This is a genomic window from Bacillus sp. FSL K6-1012 (assembly GCF_037964915.1).
In the GTDB taxonomy this organism is placed as follows: Bacteria; Bacillota; Bacilli; order Bacillales; family Bacillaceae; genus Bacillus; species Bacillus halotolerans.
In genome coordinates this window covers 1,545,774-1,570,178 of sequence record NZ_CP150175.1, presented here as the reverse complement: position 1 = coordinate 1,570,178, position 24,405 = coordinate 1,545,774, and the positions used below count along the sequence as shown (strand labels likewise).

General features: G+C 42.6%; 24 protein-coding genes. 8 read left to right on the top strand and 16 right to left on the bottom strand.

Annotation, left to right across the window (positions count from 1 at the left end; genetic code table 11):
• The 4 genes from pdhC to NSS75_RS08170 all read right to left on the bottom strand — a co-directional run bounded on the left by pdhC (position 1) and on the right by NSS75_RS08170 (position 4,620).
• The gene (gene pdhC, locus NSS75_RS08185; RefSeq protein WP_024121262.1) at positions 1-1,329 is read right to left on the bottom strand and encodes a pyruvate dehydrogenase complex dihydrolipoyllysine-residue acetyltransferase; all 1,329 of its coding nucleotides are present in this window, start codon (positions 1,327-1,329) and stop codon (positions 1-3) included.
• Positions 1,330-1,443: 114 nt separating this feature from the next.
• Positions 1,444-2,421 carry a pyruvate dehydrogenase complex E1 component subunit beta gene (gene pdhB / locus NSS75_RS08180; RefSeq protein ID WP_339236920.1) on the bottom strand — a complete coding sequence of 326 codons (978 nt, stop codon included), beginning with the start codon at positions 2,419-2,421 and terminating at the stop codon, positions 1,444-1,446.
• A 3-nt stretch (positions 2,422-2,424) separates the two neighbouring features.
• On the bottom strand, positions 2,425-3,540 hold the full coding sequence (gene pdhA, locus NSS75_RS08175; RefSeq protein WP_024121261.1) for a pyruvate dehydrogenase (acetyl-transferring) E1 component subunit alpha: 1,116 nt from the start codon (positions 3,538-3,540) through the stop codon (positions 2,425-2,427).
• Between the two features lie 408 nt (positions 3,541-3,948).
• Positions 3,949-4,620, bottom strand: coding sequence for a YkyA family protein (locus tag NSS75_RS08170; RefSeq protein WP_101860682.1), 672 nt, complete (start codon positions 4,618-4,620; stop codon positions 3,949-3,951).
• A gap of 218 nt (positions 4,621-4,838) precedes the next feature.
• Between NSS75_RS08170 and NSS75_RS08165 the strand changes: the two genes are divergently transcribed.
• Together NSS75_RS08165 and def are read left to right on the top strand one after the other, a co-directional pair.
• Positions 4,839-4,994, top strand: coding sequence for a YjcZ family sporulation protein (locus tag NSS75_RS08165; protein WP_024121259.1), 156 nt, complete (start codon positions 4,839-4,841; stop codon positions 4,992-4,994).
• A gap of 109 nt (positions 4,995-5,103) precedes the next feature.
• Positions 5,104-5,658 (top strand): peptide deformylase, encoded by a 555-nt coding sequence (gene def, locus NSS75_RS08160; RefSeq protein WP_044156028.1) that lies wholly within the window; start codon positions 5,104-5,106, stop codon positions 5,656-5,658.
• A 41-nt stretch (positions 5,659-5,699) separates the two neighbouring features.
• On the opposite strand, the gene NSS75_RS08155 is transcribed toward def, so the two are convergent.
• Positions 5,700-6,473: a Cof-type HAD-IIB family hydrolase gene (locus NSS75_RS08155; RefSeq protein WP_101865181.1), complete on the bottom strand. Its 774-nt coding sequence runs from the start codon at positions 6,471-6,473 to the stop codon at positions 5,700-5,702.
• A gap of 381 nt (positions 6,474-6,854) precedes the next feature.
• Here NSS75_RS08155 and rnpZA point away from each other — a divergent pair, with 381 nt between their 5' ends.
• The gene (gene rnpZA, locus NSS75_RS08150) at positions 6,855-7,064 is read left to right on the top strand and encodes an RNA polymerase subunit omega 1 (protein ID WP_010334097.1); all 210 of its coding nucleotides are present in this window, start codon (positions 6,855-6,857) and stop codon (positions 7,062-7,064) included.
• A 5-nt stretch (positions 7,065-7,069) separates the two neighbouring features.
• The gene (gene rnjA, locus NSS75_RS08145; RefSeq protein ID WP_010334096.1) at positions 7,070-8,737 is read left to right on the top strand and encodes a ribonuclease J1; all 1,668 of its coding nucleotides are present in this window, start codon (positions 7,070-7,072) and stop codon (positions 8,735-8,737) included.
• 34 nt (positions 8,738-8,771) lie between these two features.
• Here the strand turns inward: rnjA and ade are convergent, their stop codons facing one another.
• The 5 genes from ade to abhA form a co-directional block, all read right to left on the bottom strand.
• Positions 8,772-10,505, bottom strand: coding sequence for an adenine deaminase (ade, locus tag NSS75_RS08140; RefSeq protein ID WP_339236913.1), 1,734 nt, complete (start codon positions 10,503-10,505; stop codon positions 8,772-8,774).
• 156 nt (positions 10,506-10,661) lie between these two features.
• A complete protein-coding gene (gene ktrC / locus NSS75_RS08135; protein WP_010334094.1) occupies positions 10,662-11,327 on the bottom strand; it encodes a Ktr system potassium transporter KtrC in 666 nt (221 codons plus the stop codon).
• Positions 11,328-11,398: 71 nt separating this feature from the next.
• Positions 11,399-12,229 carry a gamma-glutamylcyclotransferase gene (locus NSS75_RS08130; protein WP_339236910.1) on the bottom strand — a complete coding sequence of 277 codons (831 nt, stop codon included), beginning with the start codon at positions 12,227-12,229 and terminating at the stop codon, positions 11,399-11,401.
• Positions 12,230-12,244: 15 nt separating this feature from the next.
• The gene (gene kinC / locus NSS75_RS08125; RefSeq protein ID WP_095714715.1) at positions 12,245-13,531 is read right to left on the bottom strand and encodes a two-component sensor histidine kinase KinC; all 1,287 of its coding nucleotides are present in this window, start codon (positions 13,529-13,531) and stop codon (positions 12,245-12,247) included.
• Between the two features lie 190 nt (positions 13,532-13,721).
• Positions 13,722-14,000, bottom strand: a complete 279-nt coding sequence (gene abhA / locus NSS75_RS08120) for a transcriptional regulator AbhA (protein WP_024121253.1) — start codon at positions 13,998-14,000, stop codon at positions 13,722-13,724.
• A 281-nt stretch (positions 14,001-14,281) separates the two neighbouring features.
• Here abhA and mreBH point away from each other — a divergent pair, with 281 nt between their 5' ends.
• The 3 genes from mreBH (at position 14,282) to NSS75_RS08105 (ending at position 16,869) form a co-directional block, all read left to right on the top strand.
• Positions 14,282-15,289 (top strand): cell shape-determining protein MreBH, encoded by a 1,008-nt coding sequence (gene mreBH / locus NSS75_RS08115; RefSeq protein ID WP_024121252.1) that lies wholly within the window; start codon positions 14,282-14,284, stop codon positions 15,287-15,289.
• 102 nt (positions 15,290-15,391) lie between these two features.
• Positions 15,392-15,523 carry a protein YkpC gene (locus NSS75_RS08110; protein WP_024121251.1) on the top strand — a complete coding sequence of 44 codons (132 nt, stop codon included), beginning with the start codon at positions 15,392-15,394 and terminating at the stop codon, positions 15,521-15,523.
• A 113-nt stretch (positions 15,524-15,636) separates the two neighbouring features.
• Positions 15,637-16,869, top strand: coding sequence for an aminopeptidase (locus NSS75_RS08105; protein ID WP_024121250.1), 1,233 nt, complete (start codon positions 15,637-15,639; stop codon positions 16,867-16,869).
• A 27-nt stretch (positions 16,870-16,896) separates the two neighbouring features.
• Here the strand turns inward: NSS75_RS08105 and NSS75_RS08100 are convergent, their stop codons facing one another.
• Together NSS75_RS08100 and NSS75_RS08095 are read right to left on the bottom strand one after the other, a co-directional pair.
• Entirely contained in the window at positions 16,897-17,808 is a 912-nt protein-coding gene (locus tag NSS75_RS08100) for a ketopantoate reductase family protein (RefSeq protein ID WP_268498072.1), read from the bottom strand.
• A 60-nt stretch (positions 17,809-17,868) separates the two neighbouring features.
• Positions 17,869-19,488 carry an ATP-binding cassette domain-containing protein gene (locus NSS75_RS08095; RefSeq protein WP_024121248.1) on the bottom strand — a complete coding sequence of 540 codons (1,620 nt, stop codon included), beginning with the start codon at positions 19,486-19,488 and terminating at the stop codon, positions 17,869-17,871.
• A 184-nt stretch (positions 19,489-19,672) separates the two neighbouring features.
• On the opposite strand from NSS75_RS08095, the gene NSS75_RS08090 reads away from it, so the two are divergent.
• On the top strand, positions 19,673-19,942 hold the full coding sequence (locus tag NSS75_RS08090; RefSeq protein WP_268522373.1) for a hypothetical protein: 270 nt from the start codon (positions 19,673-19,675) through the stop codon (positions 19,940-19,942).
• A 34-nt stretch (positions 19,943-19,976) separates the two neighbouring features.
• Here NSS75_RS08090 and lepB read toward each other — a convergent pair whose 3' ends face one another.
• The 4 genes from lepB to NSS75_RS08070 form a co-directional block, all read right to left on the bottom strand.
• Positions 19,977-20,558: a signal peptidase I gene (gene lepB, locus NSS75_RS08085; RefSeq protein WP_213418590.1), complete on the bottom strand. Its 582-nt coding sequence runs from the start codon at positions 20,556-20,558 to the stop codon at positions 19,977-19,979.
• 142 nt (positions 20,559-20,700) lie between these two features.
• Positions 20,701-22,602, bottom strand: a complete 1,902-nt coding sequence (locus NSS75_RS08080; protein ID WP_198097619.1) for a PTS fructose transporter subunit IIABC — start codon at positions 22,600-22,602, stop codon at positions 20,701-20,703.
• A gap of 14 nt (positions 22,603-22,616) precedes the next feature.
• On the bottom strand, positions 22,617-23,528 hold the full coding sequence (gene pfkB, locus NSS75_RS08075) for a 1-phosphofructokinase (RefSeq protein WP_101860676.1): 912 nt from the start codon (positions 23,526-23,528) through the stop codon (positions 22,617-22,619).
• Positions 23,525-24,280 (bottom strand): DeoR/GlpR family DNA-binding transcription regulator, encoded by a 756-nt coding sequence (locus NSS75_RS08070; protein ID WP_024121244.1) that lies wholly within the window; start codon positions 24,278-24,280, stop codon positions 23,525-23,527. Before NSS75_RS08070 ends, pfkB begins: the two co-directional genes overlap by 4 nt.
• Positions 24,281-24,405 lie beyond the last annotated feature (125 nt).

The window sequence follows — 24,405 nt, the reverse complement described above, 5'->3', positions numbered from 1 at the left end:
TTACGCCTCCATTAAAATTAATTGTGGATCGTTCAGTAAACGCTTGATGTGATTTAGTGCATTTTGCGCAGTCGCTCCGTCGATCATACGGTGGTCGAAGCTGAGAGAAAGAGCTAAGACTGGAGCTGCTACGATTTCGCCATCACGAACAATCGCTTTTTCTGCAATGCGTCCGATACCAAGAATCGCAACTTCTGGATGGTTGATAACCGGAGTGAACCATTGTCCGCCGGCTGAACCGATGTTTGTAATTGTGCAAGATGCGCCTTTCATTTCAGCTGGAGCAAGCTTGCCTTCACGAGCTTTTGTTGCAAGGCTGTTGATCTCATCAGAAATTTCAAAGATCGCTTTACGGTCTGCATTTTTTACAACTGGCACAAGCAAGCCTTTTTCAGTGTCAGCAGCAATACCGATGTTGAAGTAATGTTTTTGGATTACTTCATCTGTTTTATCGTCAATTGACGTGTTTAAAACAGGGAATTTTTTCAGTGCAGATGTAAGAGCTTTTACAACGTAAGGCAAGTATGTCAGCTTGATGCCTTGATCAGCAGCAACCTGTTTGAACTGTTTACGATGTGCAACAAGGTTTGTTACGTCCACTTCGTCCATTAGTGTTACATGAGGAGCAGTATGTTTAGAGTTAACCATCGCTTTTGCAATTGCTTTACGGATACCGCTCATTTTTTCGCGAGTTTCTGGGAATTCACCCTCTGGAGCCGGTGCAGCAGCCGGTTTAGCAGCTGTTTCTTGAGGTGCAGCCGTTTCTTGCGGCGCAGCTTCTTGCGCTCCTCCGTTTACAAAGCTGTCGATATCTTCTTTCACAACACGTCCGTTGTTGCCTGAACCTGTTACTTTACGGATATCTACGCCTTTTTCACGAGCGTATTTACGTACAGAAGGCATAGCGATCACGCGTTTGTTCGGGTCAACTTCAGCTTGATCCTGCTGTCCTGCGCCAGTTTCTTTAGCAGGCTCTTCAGCACGCTCTTCTTTCGCAACATCTTGTCCAGCTTCACCAGTAGACTGAACTTGTGCTTCAGTTTTTGCGTCGCCAGACTCATCGCTGCCTTTAAATTGAAGGTCTTCGTAACCAGGTGCATCAAACGTAATGATCGTTTGTCCAACAGTTGCAACCGTTCCCTCTTCAACTTTTAATTCTAATACTTTTCCTTTAACAGGTGAAGGAATTTCTACTACTGCTTTATCATTTTGGACTTCCGCCAGTACATCATCTTCGTCAACCTCATCGTTAGGCTTGACAAACCATTTTACGATTTCGCCTTCGTGGATACCTTCCCCGATATCTGGAAGTTTAAATTCAAATGCCACAGTTCTCGACCTCCTAGTTTGATTAAGCAATTTTAAAGTTTACAACGTAAGCATTGAAAACAGATATATAATAGAGGGAAAACGTTCATCTTCCCTCTCGATTATGCAGTTTGATTAAAATTCAAGTACTTTTCTTGCTGTTTCAAGAACATCTTTATGGTTTGGAAGCCATACGCTCTCCGCTTGAGAGAAAGGAAATACTGTATCAGGCGCAGCCACGCGAAGTACAGGTGCTTCCAAGCTCAAGATCGCACGGTCATTAATTTCTGCTACTACGTTTGCAGCAATACCGGCTTGTTTTTGTGCCTCTTGAACAACAATCGCGCGTCCTGTTTTTTCTACAGATGCGATGATTGTATCAATGTCAAGCGGGCTTACAGTGCGAAGGTCGACAACTTCAGCAGAAATGCCGTCTTTTTCAAGCTCCTCGGCAGCTTTTAATGATTCATGAACCATTGCGCCGTAAGTGATGATTGAAAGGTCAGTACCTTCACGTTTTACGTCAGCTTTGCCAAGCTCAATTGCGTATTCTTCTTCAGGAACTTCCTGACGGAAAGAACGGTAAAGCTTCATGTGCTCTAAGAAAACAACAGGATCGTTGTCTCTGATCGCAGAAATCAAAAGTCCTTTGGCATCGTAAGGAGTTGATGGAATAACAACTTTGACACCAGGCTGTTGTGCAACAAGACCTTCTAAGCTGTCAGCGTGAAGCTCAGGAGTATGAACACCGCCGCCGAACGGAGAACGAATGGTTACAGGTGAAGTCCAGCGTCCGCCAGAACGGTAACGCATACGAGCCATTTGGCCAGATACTGAATCCATTACTTCGTAAACAAATCCAAAGAATTGGATTTCCATTACCGGACGGAAGCCGTTTAAGCCTAAACCAAGGGCAAGACCGCCGATACCAGATTCAGCAAGTGGCGTGTCAAACACACGGTCTTCACCGAATTCTTTTTGCAATCCTTCTGTCGCACGGAATACGCCGCCGTTAACACCAACGTCTTCTCCGAAAACTAAGACATTTTCGTCATTTTTCAGTTCTGTGCGTAACGCATCCGTGATTGCTTGAATCATTGTCATTTGCGCCATGGCTTACTTCGACTCCTTCTGTGTATAAATTTCAAATTGCTCCTCAAGGTTATGAGGCATTTTTTCGAACATGATTTTCATTAAATCAGTTACTTTTTGCTTAGGCTCAGCATCCGCTTTTTTGATCGCCTGCTTAATTTCTTCTTTTGCATCCTCGATTACTTTTGTTTCTTCTTCTTCAGACCATAGGCCTTTGTTTTCAAGGAACGCACGGAAGCGTACAAGCGGATCTTTTTGCTCCCATTCGTTTTCGATTTCTTTTGTGCGATATTTAGTCGGATCGTCACCAGCCATTGTGTGCGGGCCATAACGGAATGTCAGTGTTTCAATCAGTGTCGGGCCTTCACCGTTAATCGCCCGTTCGCGTGCTTCTGCAGTTGCAGCGTATACAGCAAGCGGATCCATTCCGTCTACTTGTACACCCACAATTCCGGCAGCTACTGCTTTTTGTGCAATTGTACCTGCTGCAGATTGTTTTTCAACTGGAGTTGAAATCGCGTAACGGTTGTTTTGTACAACGAAGATCGCAGGTGCTTTATAAGCGCCGGCAAAGTTAATTCCTTCGTAGAAGTCCCCTTGTGAAGCTCCGCCGTCACCAGTGTAAGTGATTGCGACAGCTTTCTTACCGCGTTTTTTAAGACCTAGCGCAACACCGGCCGTTTGAATGTATTGAGCACCGATAATGATTTGTGGAGAAAGGGCATTCACATCATCAGGCATTTGGTTTCCTCGGAAATGTCCGCGAGAGAACAGGAACGCTTGATATAATGGAAGGCCGTGCCAGATTAACTGAGGCACATCACGGTATCCCGGAAGAACGAAGTCTTCTTTTTCAAGCGCGAAATGTGTAGCAATCTGAGAAGCTTCTTGGCCCGCAGTAGGAGCGTAGAATCCGAGACGTCCTTGACGGTTTAATGAGATAGAGCGCTGATCAAGCACACGCGTAAATACCATGCGGCGCATAAGCTCTTTCAATTGATCATCAGTTAAATCAGGCATCGCCGCTTCATTCACGACTTCTCCCTTTTCATTTAAAATTTGGAACGTTTCGAACTGCTTTTTAATGGCATCAAATTGCTTCTTACTATCAACGATTACTTTTTTCGTTTTTGCAGCCATACTAAAGTCACCTCTTCCTTTCTTTTAAACAGTCATTAGACGTGCATTCCTTTTATACATACAAACTTAGGGTACCCTAAAGTATCAGCAGTAAGTCGTATATATTTTAGCCGATCCCCAGTTTGCCGAAACCATTTATGTAGGATAGTTACACTCTGCTTTGAACTGTATTATTTCGAAGTTGTAAAAAACTAATACAACACCGCTTAACATGGATTAGTTTACACCATATAAAGAAGAACCGTCAATCGTTTTCATCGCTGATTTTCAATAAATGTATTCGCTTTACATTTTCTATAAAAAAACAGATGCAGCCTGCACCTCAAACTGTACTAGTATAACCCATCATACTGTACTACAATAGAAATTTAAATTTTGAATAGAATTTAAAAAAAGAGCTGATCATAGTCAGCTCTTTTTTATATGATAGCCTGCGGCGTCATATAAATCTTTGCGGGCTTTATTATATTTCTCCGTTTGCACATCAAATTCGCCGCTTTGTTTAAGGACTTTTTTATAAGAAGCATTCGCTTTTTCGATCTGCTGATCAAGCTTATCCAGCGTCAAGTCTTTGTCTTTCAGCAGCTTATACAGTTTTTTATCAAGTTTAATGGCTTTTTCATATTCTTCAGACATAGAGCTGTATGCAGCATATCTTTTTTTCATATGATCTGCCGCAGTCTCGGCCTTTGCCTTGATGTGTTTATCCTTAATATTTTCTGCGGATGTTTTGGCTTCCTCAAATTCTGATTCGGATTTTTCGATGCTCTCATTTTCAAGCTTCAGATGTTCTTCGCGTTTATTTACATTCTCTAGCGCTTCGTCTGATAATGAAACGATTTTTTTATAATCATCCATATTGAGCTTGATGACATCATTGTAGAGAGCATGTTCTTTTTTCTCTAATTCCTCGAGCGTTTTCTGTTCTTCTTGAAACGGTTTTTCTAGATCAGCGACTTTTTCTAATGAGTCATGAAGTGAATCCACCGGATCCTGTCCCACGCACCCTGTTAATAGGAAAGTCACAGCGCAAAAGGCTCCGATTTTCACACCGTGGCGCCGTTTTATTCTGTCTTTCACGTTAAATCCCCCAATCTTGACAATTTCTACTATAGAATCCATAGAGATATTTGACAATAGCCAGGTGGTTATCGCATGGCTTGCTGAGCAAAAAATCAAATCTAAATCGTCAAAAATCAGGACAGATGACCATACAACTTTTTTGTTTTTACATAGGTTATTGTAGACGCTATGCCTACTACAAGGCTCTGGCGTAATTAAAAGAGGAGGTTATGTTCATGTACGGTTATGGATATGGTTACGGCGGAGGCTGCTGCAGTTATGGTTACGGATATGGCGGAGCAGGATATGGCCGCACATTTGCGTTAATCGTTGTTTTATTCATTCTGTTAATCATTGTTGGAGCTGCTTATTTAGGCGGAGGCTGTTGCTAATTACACAGTAAAACACTGACCAGCCATTTACGGCTGGTCATTCGTTTCGTTGCACCTTTACGAAGAAATCCGATATAATTTACATATTAAGCTTTAGGAGTGAAGTTTCTTGATTACTATGGAAAACATCGTGCGCGACGGCCACCCTGCCTTAAGAGAGACAGCAGAGCCTGTCGGGCTGCCTGCCACAGAAGAAGAAAAACAGCAGCTGGCAGATATGATTGAATTCGTAAAAAACAGCCAAAATCCGGAATTGGCTGAAAAATACAATCTGCGCCCCGGCGTAGGACTTGCGGCACCTCAAATTAATATTAATAAACGGATGATCGCAGTCCATGCAGAAGATGCTTCCGGGAAGTTATACAGCTATGCATTGTTTAACCCGAAGATCGTCAGCCATTCCGTTGAAAGAAGCTATTTAACAAGCGGTGAAGGCTGCCTGTCAGTTGATGAGGCAATTCCCGGCTATGTTCCGCGCTACGCTCGTATCAGAGTGAAAGGAACAACACTGGAGGGAGAACAAATAGACATTCGTTTAAAAGGATTTCCGGCGATTGTATTTCAGCATGAAATCGACCATTTAAATGGCGTTATGTTTTATGATCATATCGATAAAGAAAATCCATTTAAAGAACCTGAAAACGCGATGGCGATTGACCGCTAAAAGAAAATATGCGGCTGACACTATAAGTGCCAGCCGCTTTTTTATTTTAGCAAGCCTAATTCTTTGACAGCATAAGCAATTCCATCCTCGTCTACAGGCTTTGTTACAAAATCCGCAACTTCTTTTAATTCAGGAACGGCATTCCCCATGGCAACGCCTGTTCCGACAAACTGAATCATTTGCAGATCATTTAATCCGTCACCGAAGGCATATGTATCGCTGATATCAAACGGAAGGCGCTCGATTACTTTTTTAATCCCCTCCGCCTTTGATCCGCCGCGCGGCAGCACATCAGTCGAAAGCTCATGCCAGCGCACAAGATCGAATTCTGGAAAAGCCCCATAAATTTTTTCTTCTTCATCCTGGCAAAACAGCAGAAGCTGAAAAATTTCTTTTCCTTCATAAAAGAGGTCATCGGTTTCAGGATAGTCGGTTTTCAGGCTGCCGATTCCCTCCAAGACATGAGGATGGTCAGCAACAGTCGCTTTCATTGTATCTTCAGCCATAAACACAACCGGGTGGCTTCCTTCTCCCGCCTGCTTTAACAATCTTCTGATTGCCTCTTCAGGCAGCGGATTCTTATAAATCACTTCATTTTCAAAGACGACATACTGACCGTTGTAGGAAATAAATGAGTGAATGCCTAACTCCTCTAAAATCGGCTTCACCAGAAACGGGGACCGCCCGCTGGCGATAAACACATGGTGCCCCTGCCTCTGAAGCTCCGCTACCGTTTTTCTTGTGCTTTCCGGTATCTTTTTGTCGTGATCATATATCGTGCCGTCAATATCGAAAAAAATTAATTTTGAGTCCATCGTTATTCCCCTTTATCGTCTAAATCTGCAATTCCCACACTCATCATACAAAAAGATTTCAGTTCAGCAAACTATTTCCCTCAAAAACAAAATAAAATTCCATTAATATCCACGGAAAGTCCGTGCTAAACTCCGTATACTATTTGTATAAAACAGCCTTGGACAAGTATCAATCGAAGGAGGGACCGCGTTATGCTTCGGAAATTAAAAAAGAAACTCAGAAGACAATGGAACGGAATGCTCCGCAGGAAAGCCATTGCCTGATAAGGGATCTGTCCCTTTTTGAAAGGTCCTTATTTTGCTCAAGACTTTCCTTATATTCCGTTTTCGAATATAATAGAATAAGCGAGTCTAACATACGGCATTTAAGGAGAGATTTGGATGATTTATAAGGTATTTTATCAAAAAAAAGCTGAGGAAGTACCTGTTCGGGAAAAAACAGATTCACTTTATATTGAAGGTGTATCAGAGCGTGACGTCAGAACGAAACTGAAAGACAAGAAATTTAATATTGAATTTATCACACCTGTTGACGGTGCTTTTTTAGAATATGAACAACAGAGTGAAAATTTTAAAGTATTGGAGTTATGAGCGGTATGAAATTTGTAAAAAACGATCAGACTGCTGTTTTCGCCCTCGGAGGACTGGGTGAAATCGGTAAAAATACGTATGCAGTGCAGTTTCAGGATGAAATTGTACTGATTGACGCGGGGATCAAGTTTCCCGAGGACGAACTGCTCGGTATTGATTACGTCATTCCCGATTACACGTATTTAGTTAAAAACGAAGATAAAATTAAAGGGCTTTTTATCACTCACGGGCACGAAGACCATATCGGCGGCATCCCGTACCTGCTTAGACAAGTCAATATTCCCGTTTACGGCGGTAAACTCGCGATCGGCTTACTTCGGAATAAACTTGAAGAGCACGGATTATTAAGACAGACTAAGCTTAACATCATCGGTGAGGATGATATCGTAAAATTTCGCAAAACGGCTGTGTCATTCTTTAGAACAACACACAGTATTCCGGATTCCTACGGTATTGTTGTAAAAACGCCGCCCGGAAACATCGTACATACTGGAGATTTCAAATTCGACTTTACTCCAGTCGGCGAGCCGGCAAACTTAACGAAAATGGCAGAAATCGGCAAAGAAGGCGTTCTGTGCCTCCTTTCAGACAGCACAAACAGTGAAAACCCGGAGTTCACTATGTCTGAACGCCGTGTCGGAGAAAGCATTCATGACATTTTCCGCAAGGTGGACGGCCGAGTTATCTTCGCTACATTTGCGTCGAATATTCACCGCTTGCAGCAGGTAATTGAGGCTGCTGTATTAAATGGAAGAAAAGTTGCCGTATTTGGACGCAGTATGGAATCGGCTATCGAAATCGGACAAACTCTCGGCTATATTAACTGTCCTAAAAATACGTTTATTGAACATAATGAAATCAATCGCATTCCTGCCAATAAAGTAACGATCCTGTGTACAGGTAGCCAAGGGGAACCGATGGCGGCTTTATCCAGAATTGCAAACGGCACACACCGGCAGATTTCAATCAATCCTGGAGATACAGTCGTATTTTCTTCATCCCCTATCCCGGGCAACACAATCAGCGTGAGCCGCACAATTAACCAGCTGTATCGTGCGGGGGCCGAGGTTATTCACGGACCTCTTAATGATATCCATACATCCGGTCACGGCGGACAGGAAGAACAAAAGCTGATGCTTCGTTTAATCAAGCCTAAATTCTTCATGCCGATTCACGGTGAGTACAGAATGCAAAAGATGCATGTCAAGCTTGCGACAGATTGCGGCATCCCTGAAGAAAACTGCTTTATCATGGATAACGGTGAAGTATTGGCGCTTAAAGGCGATGAAGCTTCAGTTGCCGGTAAAATCCCATCCGGTTCAGTATATATCGACGGTAGCGGTATCGGTGATATTGGAAATATCGTGCTTCGCGACCGCAGAATTCTTTCTGAAGAAGGTCTTGTGATCGTCGTTGTCAGCATAGATATGGATGACTTTAAGATTTCAGCGGGCCCTGACTTGATTTCCAGAGGGTTTGTTTACATGAGAGAATCAGGTGATTTGATCAATGACGCCCAGGAGCTCATTTCAAACCACTTGCAAAAAGTCATGGAACGAAAAACCACTCAATGGTCAGAAATCAAAAATGAGATCACGGATACGCTTGCTCCGTTCTTATATGAAAAAACGAAACGCCGCCCAATGATCCTTCCGATCATTATGGAGGTTTAAAAAAAAGATGCACTCACTTAGGAGTGCATCTTTTTTATTGCAGTGCTATATGCTGAAATGACTTTACATCAAACAACCCTGTTGTCGTCATTTTGATGTCAGGAATGACAGGCAAAGCCAAAAATGAAAGCGTCAAAAATGGGTTAAACCGGTCTTTGAAACCGATGAATGAGAGCTTTTCATGAAGCGTCATTAAGCTTTGATTCACCAATTCTGCAGATTGGTCGGATAATAACCCCGCAATCGGCAGAGCAACCGAGTGAAGTTCTTCCCCGTCTTTTATAACTGTTAATCCGCCGCCAATTTCCTGCAGCTTATTAACTGCGGCTGCGATATCGGTGTCATTTGTCCCCACGGCAATGATATTATGCGAATCGTGTGAAATCGTTGTTGCAATCGCCCCGCTTTTCAAACCAAATCCTTTCACAATACCAAGTCCCGTTTCTTTTAATCCCTTATGCCGTTCGACGACTGCAATCTTTAACAAGTCAAGATCGATGTCAGGCTGAAAAATGGATGCTTCCGGAGCCGGAACACTCACCAGGCGTGTTTCAAGCTGATTTGGTATGATTTGAATGACATTCATCTGCTGCTGGGGATCAATTGGCATATGAAAATCCTGTTCGGAAAGAGGAGCAGCAAGGTTAACGGAATGAAGCAGCGCCGGATCTGGTGTTAGCGTATGAGCTTGTGCCTGACAGACTGCTTTATTATCTTCAGCAACAGTTTGTCCTTTTACCAACGTCTTTGTGACAGTGACATTTTCCACATCTGAAATAAAGAGCAAATCGGCGTCAAATCCCGGAGCAACCGCTCCCTTTGTATCTAGTCCGTAGCATTCCGCTGCATTCAGGCTTCCTAATTGGTATGCCAAAAACGGATCGAGACCTGCTTGAATAGCCATTTTCACCTGATGATTCACACTTCCCTCTGACAATAAATCATCTACGTGTTTATCATCAGTACAGAAAAAGAAACGGCGCGCATTCTTTTCATTAACAGCCGGCAGCACTTTCATTGTATTTTTGGCGACTGACCCTTCTCGCATCATGACGTACATTCCTCTTCTGATACGATCCAGCGCTTCTTCCTTCGTCGTTACCTCATGATCGGTCAAGACAAAAGCGGTTCTGTAAATATTGATGAGATCAGTTGACAAGCCTGCTAAATGTCCGTCAATCCGTTTCCCCGCGCTCCGGGCATCAAACAGCTTATTAACCATGTCTGCTTCACCCTGCTCAACCGATACATAATCCATCACTTCAGCCAGACCCAATACCTCTTTCTCTTCGTAAAATGGCTTCAAATCGGCCGCCTGAAGTACCGCACCGGATCTCTCAAAGCTGGCGGCAGGCACACTGGAGGGAAGCATAAAATGGATATTCAGCGGTGTTTGGCGAGCCTGTTCAATCATAAATTTGATCCCTTCCTGACCGGACACGTTCGCTATTTCATGCGGATCGGTAATGATGGTCGTCACGCCATTCGGCAATACGGCTTTTGCAAACTCGATCGGTGTCACCATTGATGACTCAATATGTACATGACCATCAATAAATCCCGGCACAATGACTTGCCCCTCTGCATCAATGGTTTCTTCACCTTCATACAGGCCGAGGCCTACAATAACTCCGTCTGTTATCGCAATATCTTCATAAATCCACTCATGATTATATACGTCCATGATTTTCCCGTTCTTAATGACGATGTCAGCTTTTTGTCTGCGGGCTGAAGCATTCAGCCTTTTGACCAGCGCTTCTTTATTCAAATGGCCCCCTCCTCTTTTTTATTTATATGGTACAATATGCTATCGGAACGCTTATCCGTAGTCAATAAAATTTTAGTAAATTGGCGCTTAGTTCATTAAAGTTGTTATATTCTGATAATATGAAAAAACCGTCCCTAAGGACGGCTTATATTTCTTCTATTTCGTATGAAGAACTCTTTTCTCAAAACGTGAAATATCCGTAACCGATCCAATGACGATGAGAATATCTTCTTGATGTATCACTTCAGTCGCAAGCGGCGACACGATGACTTCCTTGCCCCTTTTAATCGCTACAATATTAATACCGTATTTCGCCCGTATATCTAAATCGAGAAGAGTGTTTCCGGCAAGACGGCTGTTGGCCACGATCTCGACGAGACTATGCTCTTCTGACAGCTCCAAATAATCAAGTACATTGTTGGAAACGATATTATGCGCAATTCTTTTTGCCATATCACGTTCCGGGTGGACAATGTGATCCGCGCCGATTTTGGACAGCACTTTTTCATGATAATCGTTCTGAGCCTTAACTGTAATCGTATTGACACCCAGTTCTTTGAGGATCAGAGTTGTTAATATACTCGCCTGAATATTTTCACCGATCGCAACAATGACGTGGTCAAAATTCCTCAAACCTAAATTTTTCAGAACAGATTCGTCGGTCGAGTCTCCGATGACGGCATGTGATGCAATCTTGGCATACTCGTTAACTTTATCTTCATCAATATCCATCGCCATGACCTCGACGCCCTCTTCGCTCAATGCTTTGCATATACTTCCACCAAAACGGCCGAGACCAATTACGGCAAATTCTTTTTTCATAGTGGTGCTCCTTTACCTAACATCATATTGATCAAATTTTAACATATTCTTTTGAAGCAGTGTTAATTTCATCAACCTTTTGGCAGCGAATTCATATGCTGCTTAAGCCGTTCAGTAAAGCCCGGGGTCAAATAAAGCTCCGCTCCCCGTTCAATCTCGATTTGATAATGCTGAGGAGGTGCTGTTTCTGCTTCTTTTCGGAGGACGAGAAAGGTTAAACAATCGGTATAGAGCTTTCCCCCTGCTTCAACGTCTACAAATGCCGGCCGATAGGTAAGAGATTCAACCCCTTCCCTTTTATACAAATAGGTGACAGCTGAAAAAGGAAGACGATACAGAACCCCTTCTGTCGTGCCTCCGTCTTCAGTGATATCCGCTCTTGAGCCGTCTGGCCTTTTTAACGTAAAGCGGGTTGTATACCCTTTTAAAACAGCTCCTCCCACTGGATCTTGAAAATAATGATCCACCCCTGCTTTTTGAAAACGGGCATTGTCCATACAAGATCCGTAGCCAAAATAGTACACGGGATCTTTAGATTTGCTGATCATCTGATGTTCTTTCCAGTCACCGCTGCCTATTTTCACAAAGTCAGCATAATCATCTTTTTTCATATAATATACAAGTGCTTCCTTGATTCCAGCATCAGTTTCGACATGTACAGATTTCTTGTGGTAACCTTGATACAAAAGATCAAGCTTATGTATACACGATTCATCTGCTTCATATATCTCACCGCAAATATAGCCATCAGCCCCAAACACGGCCGCAGGTTCCTCGGCTGCCTTATTAAAAAGACTTCCCTTTGTCCGCGCCTGCTCACTGATACAAGCCGACTGTGATAACAAATGATGATTTTTTTCATGCTTCCTTAAGGTCCCATATACAAACAGAAGCGAGTTCATCTTGTTTTTCCCCTCTCAGCTGTCAGATTTCAAAGGCAAAACAACTTGAAAGATGCTGCCTTTTCCAGCTTCACTTTCAATCTTCAATTCCCCGTTATGTTCCTTTAATATTCTCAAACAAATGGCGAGCCCCAGCCCTGTGCCTTTCTCCTTTGTTGAATAAAAAGGTTTTCCGATTTGCTCAAGCTTTTCCTGTGACATGCCGTTCCCTTCATCTTTTACGCTTATTACGACGTGTGAAGCTGTTTTAGCAGTGGAAATCGTTACGACACCGCCTTTTGGCATTGCTTCAATTCCATTTTTGATAATATTGATAAAAACCTGCTTCAGCTGGTTTTCGTCCCCTTTAATCATACAGGCTTCCGTCTCACCAAAATTCTTTTCAATAGCAATATTGGACAATATGGCATTCGTATCAAGCAATGTCGTGACTTGTTTCAAAATTTCATTGATTGGGTGCGTTTTAAATGTAATTTCCTGCGGCTTTGCCAGCAGCAGCAGCTCGCCGAGCACCAGATCAATTCTTTTAATCTCTGAAAAGATGATATCAAAATAATCTTTTCTATCCGGATATGATGTTTTCATAATTTGAAGGAATCCGCTGACGGACGTTAAAGGATTTCTGACTTCATGTGCAATGCCGGCAGCCAGTTCACTCGTGATTGACAGTTTCTGCGACTCCCTCGCAAGCCGTTCATTGATTTCCAGAAGCTCATCTTCAGCCTCTTTTCGCTCAGTGATGTCTGACATTGTGCCCAGGCTTCCGGTAAATTGCTCATCTCGGTCATAGTAAAGTTTATAGTGAACCTCGCCCCAAAAAATCGTCCCGTTCTTTGTCACATATTTTGCCGTAAACATCCCCGAGGACGCTTTGTTTTTGATTTGAGTATTAATGTGATCAGCTACATGCTTTTCTTTTATGAAGTAATCATTATACATTGTCCCCATACATTCACTGATCGAAAAACCTGTGATGGCTGCCCACGCTTGATTTAAGTATGTAATTTCGCCTTTTGCATTGGTTTGAAAAACGATCTCCTGTAAATTATCCATGATGCGGTTCTTCTCATCAGAAAGCTGTTTATACTTCCATTCATTATCTTTCATTTTCTTGACCAGCTGTTTTTTCTCATCGACATAATACGCCAGCATCCAGACACTGAAAATCGTTACTGCTGTATACACAATGTCAACAGGCCAATTAATCGGGTTTTTGCCTATAAAATAAAATAAATAATCCCAAAACATAATAAAAATCATCGCCAAAATAATGGAAATGATACGTGCTTGATATTTTCTCATATGACCACCTGCCGCTTGTGTTTCTCTGTTTATTGTACCATTCTTCGACAAATAATTGAGTAAAATATGTAAAGTATCCCAAATCATTCATTACCTTTTGTTCATGATGTCATATCTTAGGCGGCGGTAATCAGAAATCGGCACGCAAAAAAAGGCGGAGATTACACCATTCCGCCTTTTTCAACATATATTATTCTTTTAAAGCGGCTTGAATTTCTTCGAGAAGCAGCTGTGCGCCTTCAGGGCTTAACGTAATTTTACCGTTGCCGTATTCTTTATTTTCTGAAGTGATTTCCCCAGTCATTAAACAAATGCCATGAGGTTTGTACTTTTTCAAAATAATTTTATCGCCCTCGACAAAAAACTCAATGCTGTCTTTGATAGCAATATCCAGTGCCCGTCTTAACTCTATCGGCATAACAATACGGCCTAATTCATCTACTTTTCTTACAACACCTATTGATTTCATAAAAACCCTTCTTCCTTAAATGTTTCTTTTTTCATGTAATATTCAAGGTTGTCCCTCAATATATCGTAGACGTACGAAACTTAGAAAAAGTTTCCCGCTTTCTTGAAGAATCGCAAGATATTTTTTCCATAAAACCGAAAAATGTATTACTTCTGTTACACCCTTCCGCAGTTTTTTACAAAAACATTTCTTTCCCGACGCACACCCCCAAAAATCGCTTCTTTTCTTAGAAACTTTAAATGTAGAATCATATAAAATCAGGATAAAGATTGGGTGAAAACATGTTTCAATCAACTGAAATTGGAATTGACTTAGGAACAGCTAATATACTTGTTTACAGCAAAAATAAAGGAATCATCTTAAATGAACCTTCTGTTGTCGCAGTAGATACAACGACTAAAGCAGTGCTTGCGATCGGGACTGACGCGAAAAATATGATCGGTAAAACACCGGGAAAAATTGTCGCTGTCAGACCGATGAAGGACGGCGTTATCGCTGACTACGACATGACAACTGATTTGTTAAAGCACATCATGAAAAAAGCCGGAAAGAGCATCGGCATGTCGTTCAGAAAGCCGAATGTCGTTGTGTGCACACCATCAGGCTCAACTGCAGTGGAACGCCGCGCCATCAGTGACGCGGTGAAAAATTGCGGAGCGAAAAACGTCCATTTAATTGAAGAACCGGTGGCAGCTGCAATCGGAGCGGATTTGCCGGTTGACGAGCCGGTTGCTAACGTGGTGGTAGATATCGGCGGCGGGACGACGGAAGTCGCGATTATTTCCTTTGGAGGCGTTGTCTCCTGCCATTCAATCAGAATCGGCGGAGACCAGCTTGATGAGGATATCGTTGCTTTTGTGCGGAAAAAGTACAATTTGCTGATCGGTGAACGTACAGCTGAGCAGGTTAAAATGGAAATTGGCCATGCATTGATTGAGCATGTGCCGGATGCAATGGAAATTCGCGGACGTGACCTTGTGACGGGGCTACCGAAAACCATTATGCTTCAATCAAATGAAATTCAAAACGCGATGCGTGAATCTCTCCTTCATATTCTTGAAGCGATTAGAGCCACACTTGAGGACTGTCCTCCTGAATTAAGCGGAGACATTGTCGATCGCGGCGTAATTTTAACAGGCGGCGGGGCGCTTCTTAACGGGATCAAAGAATGGCTGTCAGAAGAAATCGTTGTACCTGTACACGTGGCGCCAAACCCGCTTGAATCCGTGGCAATCGGCACCGGCCGTTCTTTAGAGGTGATTGATAAGCTCCAAAAAGCGGTTAAATAATCCTTTTCTCGCAAAATCTCAGAAAGTAATTGAAATTCCTGCTTCTTTTTTCCTCTCTCGCTTCATATTGTGGGAAATGGAGAAACGATAAGGAGGAAACAGATGCTTAGAGATTTAGGAAGACGGGTAGCGATTGCAGCCATTTTGAGCGGAATCATTCTTGGAGGCATGAGCATTTCACTGGCAAACATGCCTCATGCGCCTGAAGGTACTGTAAAAATGAATCATCCATAAGTGTTGAAAAGCCCAAAACCATTTTGTTTTGGGTTTTTCTCTTTGCACTCCTTTCTTTTCTTTATAGGAGATTATTTGATATGATGAGAAAAAAGCACGAGGAGGAAAGATTGATGGATACATTTTCAGAGAAACTAAATACATATGCCCAGCTGGCGGTTGAGGTCGGGGTTAATGTCCAAAAAGGCCAGTATGTGGTGGTAAATGCTTCGACGGAGGTACGCGATTTCGTCCGTCTGATTGTAAAACATGCATATGAAAAAGGCGCAAAAAATGTAACAGTGAATTGGCAGGATGACGAAGTGGCCAAATTAAAATATGAACTGGCGCCGTTTGAAGCCTTTGAAGAGTATCCTGAATGGGAAGCGAAAGGCAGAGAAGAGCTTGCCAAAAAAGGAGCTGCTTTCATTTCAGTCGTATCCTCAAACCCAGATTTACTGCAAGGTGTAGATTCCAAACGGATTGCCGCCTTCCAAAAAGCTGCAGGCAAAGCGTTACATACATACAGACAATACATTCAATCTGATAAAGTGAGCTGGACTGTCGTCGGTGCTGCATCAGCAGGTTGGGCTCAGAAAGTATTCCCTGGCAAATCAGAAGAGGAAGCGACACAGCTTCTGTGGGAAGAAATTTTTAAAGCAACACGCGTAAACGAAGAAAACCCAATTCAAGCGTGGATCAATCATGATCAAAACCTTCATGAAAAAGTTGATCATTTGAACCAAAAACATTATGCCGCTTTACATTACCAAGCAGAAGGAACTGATTTAACAATCAAGCTGCCGAAAAAACACGTTTGGGCAGGTGCCGGAAGCGTAAATGAAAGCGGACATGAATTTATGGCCAATATGCCGACAGAAGAAGTATTCACACTGCCGCAAAAAGACGGGGTTGACGGGTTTGTATCGAGCACAAAACCGCTAAGCTACGGCGGGAACATTATCGAAAACTTCACGCTCACATTCAAAAACGGCCGTATTGTTGACATTAAAGCCGAAAAAGGAGAAGACATTTTAAAAGAATTGGTCGAAACAGATGAAGGCTCTCACTATCTTGGTGAAGTAGCTCTTGTTCCGTACGATTCGGCTATTTCACAGTCAAATATTCTTTTTTACAACACTTTATTTGATGAAAATGCGTCAAATCACCTGGCGATCGGCAGTGCCTATGCTTTTAACATTGAGGGCGGAAAACAGATGTCTCGCGAAGAGCTTGTCAAAGAAGGCTTAAATGAAAGCATTACCCACGTAGACTTTATGGTTGGTTCTAAGGATATGAACATCGATGGAATTACTGAAGACGGAAAAAGAGAACCTATCTTTAGAAATGGAAATTGGGCTTTTTAAATAAAGAAGGAGGCTTTCGCCTCCTTCTTATTTTTTTGCTTCATACATTTGCAGATTGGCATAAACTGTTTCTAATATTGGTGTTGAAAGAGACAAACGCTTTGCTTTATCAAGCAAAAAGCCGTGCAGATGATCTCCTTCAGTCGTTTGGCCATTTTCCATATCACGGAGCATGGAGGATTTCATATGATAAGACATGCTTGTCATTGTGCGGAAGCTGTCTTCTTCAAGTTCTGGATCAGCCGGAACTCCTTCCTTGCGCAAGATCATGCCGATTTCCCCAATGAGTGTTCGCGCAGTGTGCCGCCCGCTCTCTGTTTCAAGGATTGGTCCAAGCGGTCTTTGAAATAAGGTTGTCATTCCTGCTTGTGCTGCAATAAACAGATATTTTTTCCAGATGTCTTTCTCAATATGCCCGCTAATGATGACCTCTGCCTTCACTCCTGCAAATGCTTCCTCAAGCTCTTTTATCCGTTCCGTGCGCTCACCGTTCCATTCACCGAACACAAAACGATGCGACGCACTTGTATGGTTGATTTCTCCCAGATTGTTTAAAGCACTTTCTATGAAGCACAGCCCGCCCAGCACCTGATCTTTCGAAAATGCCGTAAACAGCTGCTCGTAGTGACGATAACCGTTTAAGAAAGGAATAATAACTGATTCACTGTGGACAAAAGGTTTGACATCACTAATCACCTGACCGAGTGAATATGCTTTAGAAGCGATGATGATCACATCAAACTGTTCTTTTTCTCCTGCAGTGATTACTGCGGGCTGAAAGGACACGTCACCCTTTTCACTATGAATAACTAGCCCCGTTTGTTTTAACTGTTCAGCTCTTTTTTGGCGGACAAGAAACGTCACCGCATTCCCTTTCTCTGCAAGCCGTCCGCCAATATAACCGCCTACTCCACCTGCTCCGGCAATTAAAAATTTCAAGTTAATGTCCCCTTTCTTTTCTATGTACAAAAAAAAGCAGAGAATTCTCTGCTTTTTTTATTACGCGTATAGTTCAGCAAGTTTTTTCTGCACATCAGCATTTTCAAGGAACTCGTCATAGCTCATTTGCTTGTCAACAATGCCATTAGGTGTAATCTCTATGATTCTGTTGGCAATCGTCTGTACAAACTGGTGGTCATGTGATGTAAACAGCATAGCGCCTTTAAAGCTGATTAAGCCATTATTGAGCGCTGTAATAGATTCTAGGTCTAAGTGGTTGGTCGGTTCATCCAAAATTAAAATATTGGCGCCAGAAAGCATTGCTTTCGAAAGCATGCAGCGAACCTTTTCTCCCCCGGATAAAACATTTGCTTTTTTGTGTACTTCTTCACCGGAAAATAGCATGCGTCCTAAGAAGCCGCGTAAAAAGCTCTCACTTTGGTCATGAGGAGAATATTGGCGAAGCCAGTCTACAAGATTTAAATCACTGCCTTCAAAATATTCGCTGTTGTCTTTAGGGAAGTACGCTTGAGATGTCGTTACGCCCCATTTAAACGTTCCGCTGTCAGCTTCCATTTCCCCGGAAATGATTTTGAACAAAGTAGTAACAGCCAATTCATTACGCCCTGTAAAAGCAATTTTATCTTCTCTATTCATAATAAAGCTGACATTGTCGAGAACTTTTACACCGTCAATTGTTTTCGTTAATCCTTCTACCCGGAGAACATCATTACCGATTTCTCGTTCCGGTGTGAAGTTGACGTAAGGATAACGGCGTGAAGACGGTTTAATATCATCAAGAGAAATTTTATCAAGAAGTTTCTTTCTTGAAGTCGCCTGTTTTGATTTAGACGCATTTGCGCTGAATCTGGCCACAAACTCTTGTAGCTGTTTAATTTGCTCTTCTTTTTTCTTGTTCGCTTCTTGAGAAAGCTTCAAAGCAAGCTGGCTTGATTCATACCAGAAATCATAGTTTCCGACGTAGATTTGGATTTTGTTAAAATCAAGGTCAGCAATATGTGTACACACTTTATTTAAAAAGTGACGGTCATGGGATACAACAATCACAGTGTTTTCAAAGTTAATCAGAAACTCTTCCAGCCACTGAATTGCCTGAAGGTCCAAGTGGTTCGTCGGCTCATCAAGAAGCAGAACATCGGGCTTGCCGAATAATGCCTGAGCCAAGAGAACTTTCACTTTTTCGGAACCGCCAAGGTCTTCCATCTTCTTCGTGTGAAGATCTTCTGAGATGCCGAGACCTTTTAGAAGGATCGCAGCTTCACTTTCTGCTTCCCATCCGTTCAGCTCTGCAAATTCACCTTCGAGCTCTGCCGCACGAATTCCGTCTTCATCCGAGAAATCAGGCTTCATGTAAATTGCGTCTTTTTCCTGCATGACCTCGTATAAACGCTTATGTCCCATAATTACAACTTTTAGCACTTCATACTCTTCGTACTCAAAGTGGTTCTGTTTCAGGATGGCAAGACGCTCGCCAGGACTCATATGAACATCGCCTGTCTGAGGCTCAATTTCTCCTGATAACACTTTCAGAAACGTTGATTTACCAGCACCATTGGCACCAATTAACCCGTAGCAGTTGCCTGGGGTAAATTTAATATTTACATCTTCAAATAACTTGCGATCCGCAAAGCGCAAGCTCACATTATTTACAGCAATCATTTAATATCCTCCATCATGTCTATCATCATTAAAAGTATACCATGAATGGAAGACAAGAGAAATGCTTCCCTGATAAAAGCAGGCAGAAACACTTCTACACTAAAAGGGAAAAGCTGTGGTACAATTGAAGGCAAAGAGGATGCATCCAGATGGAAAATCATACATTCTTACTCGGAGGAACACATTGAGGCTTTTAACACTGACTGAATATTGCTTATTGATCTTTTTTACAGGCTTTTACCTTGCCGTAACTGGCTTTACCGCCAAAGATATCGGCTTATATATCGGGATCGCCCTGATTTATATCTTCTCCCATATCTTCTCTAAACGGTTATTAGAAAAACGCGGCAAAGAGAACAAGCAAGTGCATCTTTTCTTCAGTGTGCTGGCCATTATCGGTTCAGTATTTGTCACTGTATTATGTATTGCATTGATCGCTTCTTTTTCCAAATAAAAACGCCTGCTGTCCAAAGGCCAGCAAGGCGTTTTTATTTGGTTTGGCGCATTTCATTAAACGGGAAAAATACAAACTTCGACGTACCCACAATCCGATCTTCCGCAATCAGTCCGAGGCCATTTCTGCTGTCCATGGAGTTTAGCCGGTTATCCCCCATGACGAAATATTTGCCTTTCGGTACTTTCACCGGGCCAAAGTCGCCTGTAAGACTGACACCAAGCTTTTCTGCCTCTTTTTTGTTTTTAGACAAATAAGGCTCGGCAACTTTTTTTCGGTTTATATAAAGCGTGTCATCCTTCATTTCCACGGTTTCTCCAGGCTTACCGATCAATCGTTTGACGTAATGGATTTTTGAAGTCTCACCATTGATAATGACGATATCTCCCCGCTCCAGGTCACCGATATAGTGTACCGTTTTATTGACAAACAGTCTTTCGCCGTCATGTAAAGTGGGGTACATAGATGAACCTTCGACTAAATACGGTTCAAATAGGAAGTGGCGGATAATGAGTGCCAGCAGGACAGCAATGACAATTGCTTTTCCCCATTCCCAATACGTATTGGTTTTTTTCTTCCCCGCTTTTTCAGTTTTTGTTTGATTTTCTTCGGTCAAAGTGTTTCCTCCTAGACGATTGCTATGTCAGTTGTTTCCCTTCTTTTACTTTATCATAATTTATTATAAAATACATAACTTAACCGCGCTGCCGCGAGAAGATAGAGAAAAAGCGTCCTTTAGTAACAGGACGCTTTTTTCCTTATTTTTCAGTTACAGGTTTTTTTACGATACCTAGGATAATCGCCATAACCACAGCACCAATTACAATACTTAATAAGTAAAGGAGCGGATGGTTTGTAATAAAGGCTACGAATATGCCCCCGTGAGGTGCAGGAAGGGTTACACGGAAGAATTCAGTTAATCCGCCGGCAACCGCTGCACCGACCACAGCCGCTGGAATGACGCGAAGCGGATCAGCCGCAGCAAACGGGATTGCGCCTTCTGTTACGAAAGCCGCACCCATGAAGTAGCATGTAATACCTGCTTCACGGTCACGCTGAGAGAACTTGTTTCTGAAAATTGTTGTTGCAAGTGCGATACCTAGCGGAGGAACCATACCGCCGGCCATGATCGCTGCATGAGGCGCATAGTTGCCTGCATCAATCATCGCGATACCGAACGTGAAGGCTGCTTTATTAAGCGGACCGCCCATGTCGATCGCCATCATACCGCCTAAAATAATACCCATTAACACCAAGTTTCCAGTACCAAGGCTTTGAAGCCAGTCTGTTAAGAAATTCATGAATGCTGCTACAGGTGTATTGATTACAAATTGCATTAATACGCCAGTGATAAAAATACCAAACAGCGGATAAATCAATACAGGCTTCAATCCATCAAGTGACTGAGGGATAAACACAAATACTTTTTTCAATAAAATCACGACATAACCAGCAAGGAATCCGGCAATCAAACCGCCTAAGAATCCAGCATTCGCTTGAGTGGCCATAAACCCGCCGACCATACCAGGAGCAAATCCCGGACGATCTGCAATACTCATCGCGATAAAGCCGGCCAGAACTGCAACAATCAGTTTTAATGCATTGTCGCCGCCGATAAAGTTCAATGCTGCAGCAAACGTATTGTAGCTAGGATCATTCGGATCTGAAGAATGGATACCCCAGAAGAATGAAATTGCAACGAGTATACCGCCGCCCACTACGAATGGAAGCATGTTGCTGACACCGCTCATAAGGTGCTTATAAAACGCGTTTCCAATGCCGCCAGATTTGGCTTTTGGTTCATTTTCATCACTTTGAGCAGAAGAACCGCTGCCGCTGCCTTGATAAATCGGTGCGTCTTGATTCACCGCTTTTTCGATAAGCTCTTGCGGACGTCTGATACCTGCCGTTACTGGAACCTGAAGCACGCGTTTGCCTTTAAAGCGCTCCATTTCAACCTGCTTGTCCGCTGCGACAATGATTGCAGGTGCATCTTCAATTTCTTGAGCAGTTAACTTGTGCTTAATACCGCTTGAACCATTTGTTTCAACCTTAATCTCAACACCAAGCTCTTTCGCTTTTTCTTTAAGGGCATCCGCTGCCATGAAAGTATGGGCAATACCTGTCGGACAAGCTGTAACCGCTAGGATTTTACCTTTTCCGGCTGGTGCTGGTGCCGTTTCTTCTTCTTCCTCTTCGTCATCATCTTTATCATGCTGATTGATAATGTCAATAATCGCGTCTTCTGATTCAGCTTCAAGCAGCTGTTTGCGAATTTCTTCACGCATTAACAGCGTAGACAGTCTTGACAGTGCTTCAAGGTGAGTGTTGTTTGCACCTTCAGTCGCTGCAATCATGAAGACCAAGTGTGCCGGCTGGCCGTCTAGTGATTCATAATCGACACCGTCTTTTGAACGCCCAAACGCAATCGCCGGGTTGATAACGCTTGCCGTTTTCGCATGCGGAATAGCGATTCCTTCACCGATACCCGTTGAACTTTGGCTTTCACGATTTAAAATGGCTTCTTTGTAGGCTTGTCTGTCATTTAATTTTCCAGCCTTATCAAGAACTGTGACCATTTCGTCAATAACGTTTTCTTTTTCTTTGCTTTCAATATTAAGCTTTATCGTATGCTTCGTTAAAAGCTCAGTTATTTTCACTTTTGTTTCCTCCTCTATAGACGTGTGACCTTAACTTCAGGAAGAAGCTGCTGGACAAATTCTTCTGTACCAAGTTCCTCAGAAAACGCGGTAGCGCTGCCTGATGTAACTCCTAAGCGGAATGCCTCTTCAAGCGGCAGCTGCTTGGAAACACCGGCAAGAAAACCTGCAACGACAGAATCTCCTGCTCCGACTGAGTTTACCAATTTCCCCTTTGGTACGTTTGCAAAGTAAACGGCATCCTTCGTAAACAGAAGCGCTCCGTCACCGGCCATGGATACGATTACATGCTCAGCGCCTTGTTCTACAAGCTTTTTCCCATAAGGAACAGCTTCTTCAACAGATGAAATCGTCGTTCCGAACATTTCACCAAGCTCGTGATGGTTCGGCTTCATCAAAAACGGTTTCATTTCTGTTGCTTTCATAAGCGCTTCGCCAGAGATATCTAACACAACACGCGCGTTCTGCTGTTTGCAAGCCTCTGCGATTTTTTCATAGGTATCTTGAGGCAGTGAAGATGGAATGCTTCCAGCAAGAACGACAATATCCCCCTCTTGCAAAGATGTAAACTGTTCTAAAAAGGCATTGAAATCTTCGTCTGAAATCGTTGGTCCCTGACCGTTAATTTCCGTTTCATCACCAGTTTTCAATTTCACATTGATGCGGGTATCTTCTTTTACTTCAGAAAAAGCTGTTTCCAGGTTTTCTTCGCGCAAAAATGTTTTGATATATTCTCCGGTAAATCCGCCGATAAATCCGAGCGCTTTTGACTGAACATGATGTCTTTTCAGCAGTCTCGATACGTTGATGCCTTTTCCCCCTGGATACTTTGTATCGTATGCGGAACGGTTCAGGCCTCCTACAGTAAAATCTTCAACGTGAACAATATAATCGACAGATGGATTAAGTGTTACAGTATAAATCATGGTTTCACTACCTTTACGACAGTTTTTTCTTGGTAATTATCGAATGTAAGCTCTTCAGCGTCAGTCGTAATGATTGTTGCGTCGCCTATGCCGGCAAATGCCGAAAATGAAATTTCTCCAAATTTCGAAGGGTCCGCTAAGACGTAAGCGTGTTTTGCCTGTTTGACAGCCTTCGTTTTCAAAAGGGCTTCATCAGGGTCAGGCGTTGTGAAGCCGGCCTCTGTATGCACACCGTTTGCCCCCAGAAAACTCTTATCGAATCTGTACTGATCCATGGCAATCAGTGAAGCGCCTCCGATAACCGCACCCGTTCTGTGCTTTACATATCCTCCAAGCAGATAAAAAGATATTTCTTTCCTTATCAATGCGTCGATGTGCATAACCCCGTTCGTGACCACAACGATATCTTTGCTTTTATCCATAAAATCAATCATGTGCAAAGTCGTCGTGCCCGCATCGAGATAAATGCAATCCCCTTCCTCCAAAAGTGAAGCGGCTTTTTCAGCAATCTTCAATTTGTCTTGAAGGTTTTTGGATGATTTTTCAAGCATATCAGGTTCAAGTCTGATATCGGAAAGCTTGGCAGCTCCCCCGTGAACACGCTTTAAAAAACCGCGTTCTTCAAGCGTCGATAAATCTCTTCTGATTGTAGATTCAGAAGCATTTGTAAGATTTATAAGCTCTTGAATCTTTACCACATCACGCTTTTCTATTTGATCAATAATCAACTGATATCTTTCAGGAGTTAGCATGCTTCACCTCCTAATGAAAACGTATTCATTTTGAATACAATTTCATTGTAAACGCTTTTTTTACAATAGGCAACTAAAATCATTCAAATTCATTCAATAACTATCAAAATCTTTCACGTTTCTCC

Coding starts and splice junctions, on each gene's coding strand:
- NSS75_RS08070 (WP_024121244.1), bottom strand. CDS start 24,280: ATGCTAACTCCTGAAAGATATCAGTTGATTATTGATCAAATAGAAAAG.
- kinC (WP_095714715.1), bottom strand. CDS start 13,531: ATGAGAAAATATCAAGCACGTATCATTTCCATTATTTTGGCGATGATT.
- pdhA (WP_024121261.1), bottom strand. CDS start 3,540: ATGGCTGCAAAAACGAAAAAAGTAATCGTTGATAGTAAGAAGCAATTT.
- pfkB (WP_101860676.1), bottom strand. CDS start 23,528: ATGATTTATACTGTAACACTTAATCCATCTGTCGATTATATTGTTCAC.
- mreBH (WP_024121252.1), top strand. CDS start 14,282: ATGTTTCAATCAACTGAAATTGGAATTGACTTAGGAACAGCTAATATA.
- ktrC (WP_010334094.1), bottom strand. CDS start 11,327: ATGAAAAAAGAATTTGCCGTAATTGGTCTCGGCCGTTTTGGTGGAAGT.
- pdhB (WP_339236920.1), bottom strand. CDS start 2,421: ATGGCGCAAATGACAATGATTCAAGCAATCACGGATGCGTTACGCACA.
- abhA (WP_024121253.1), bottom strand. CDS start 14,000: ATGAAATCAATAGGTGTTGTAAGAAAAGTAGATGAATTAGGCCGTATT.
- NSS75_RS08105 (WP_024121250.1), top strand. CDS start 15,637: ATGGATACATTTTCAGAGAAACTAAATACATATGCCCAGCTGGCGGTT.
- NSS75_RS08095 (WP_024121248.1), bottom strand. CDS start 19,488: ATGATTGCTGTAAATAATGTGAGCTTGCGCTTTGCGGATCGCAAGTTA.
- rnjA (WP_010334096.1), top strand. CDS start 7,070: ATGAAATTTGTAAAAAACGATCAGACTGCTGTTTTCGCCCTCGGAGGA.
- rnpZA (WP_010334097.1), top strand. CDS start 6,855: ATGATTTATAAGGTATTTTATCAAAAAAAAGCTGAGGAAGTACCTGTT.
- NSS75_RS08155 (WP_101865181.1), bottom strand. CDS start 6,473: ATGGACTCAAAATTAATTTTTTTCGATATTGACGGCACGATATATGAT.
- NSS75_RS08165 (WP_024121259.1), top strand. CDS start 4,839: ATGTACGGTTATGGATATGGTTACGGCGGAGGCTGCTGCAGTTATGGT.
- NSS75_RS08130 (WP_339236910.1), bottom strand. CDS start 12,229: ATGAACTCGCTTCTGTTTGTATATGGGACCTTAAGGAAGCATGAAAAA.
- NSS75_RS08110 (WP_024121251.1), top strand. CDS start 15,392: ATGCTTAGAGATTTAGGAAGACGGGTAGCGATTGCAGCCATTTTGAGC.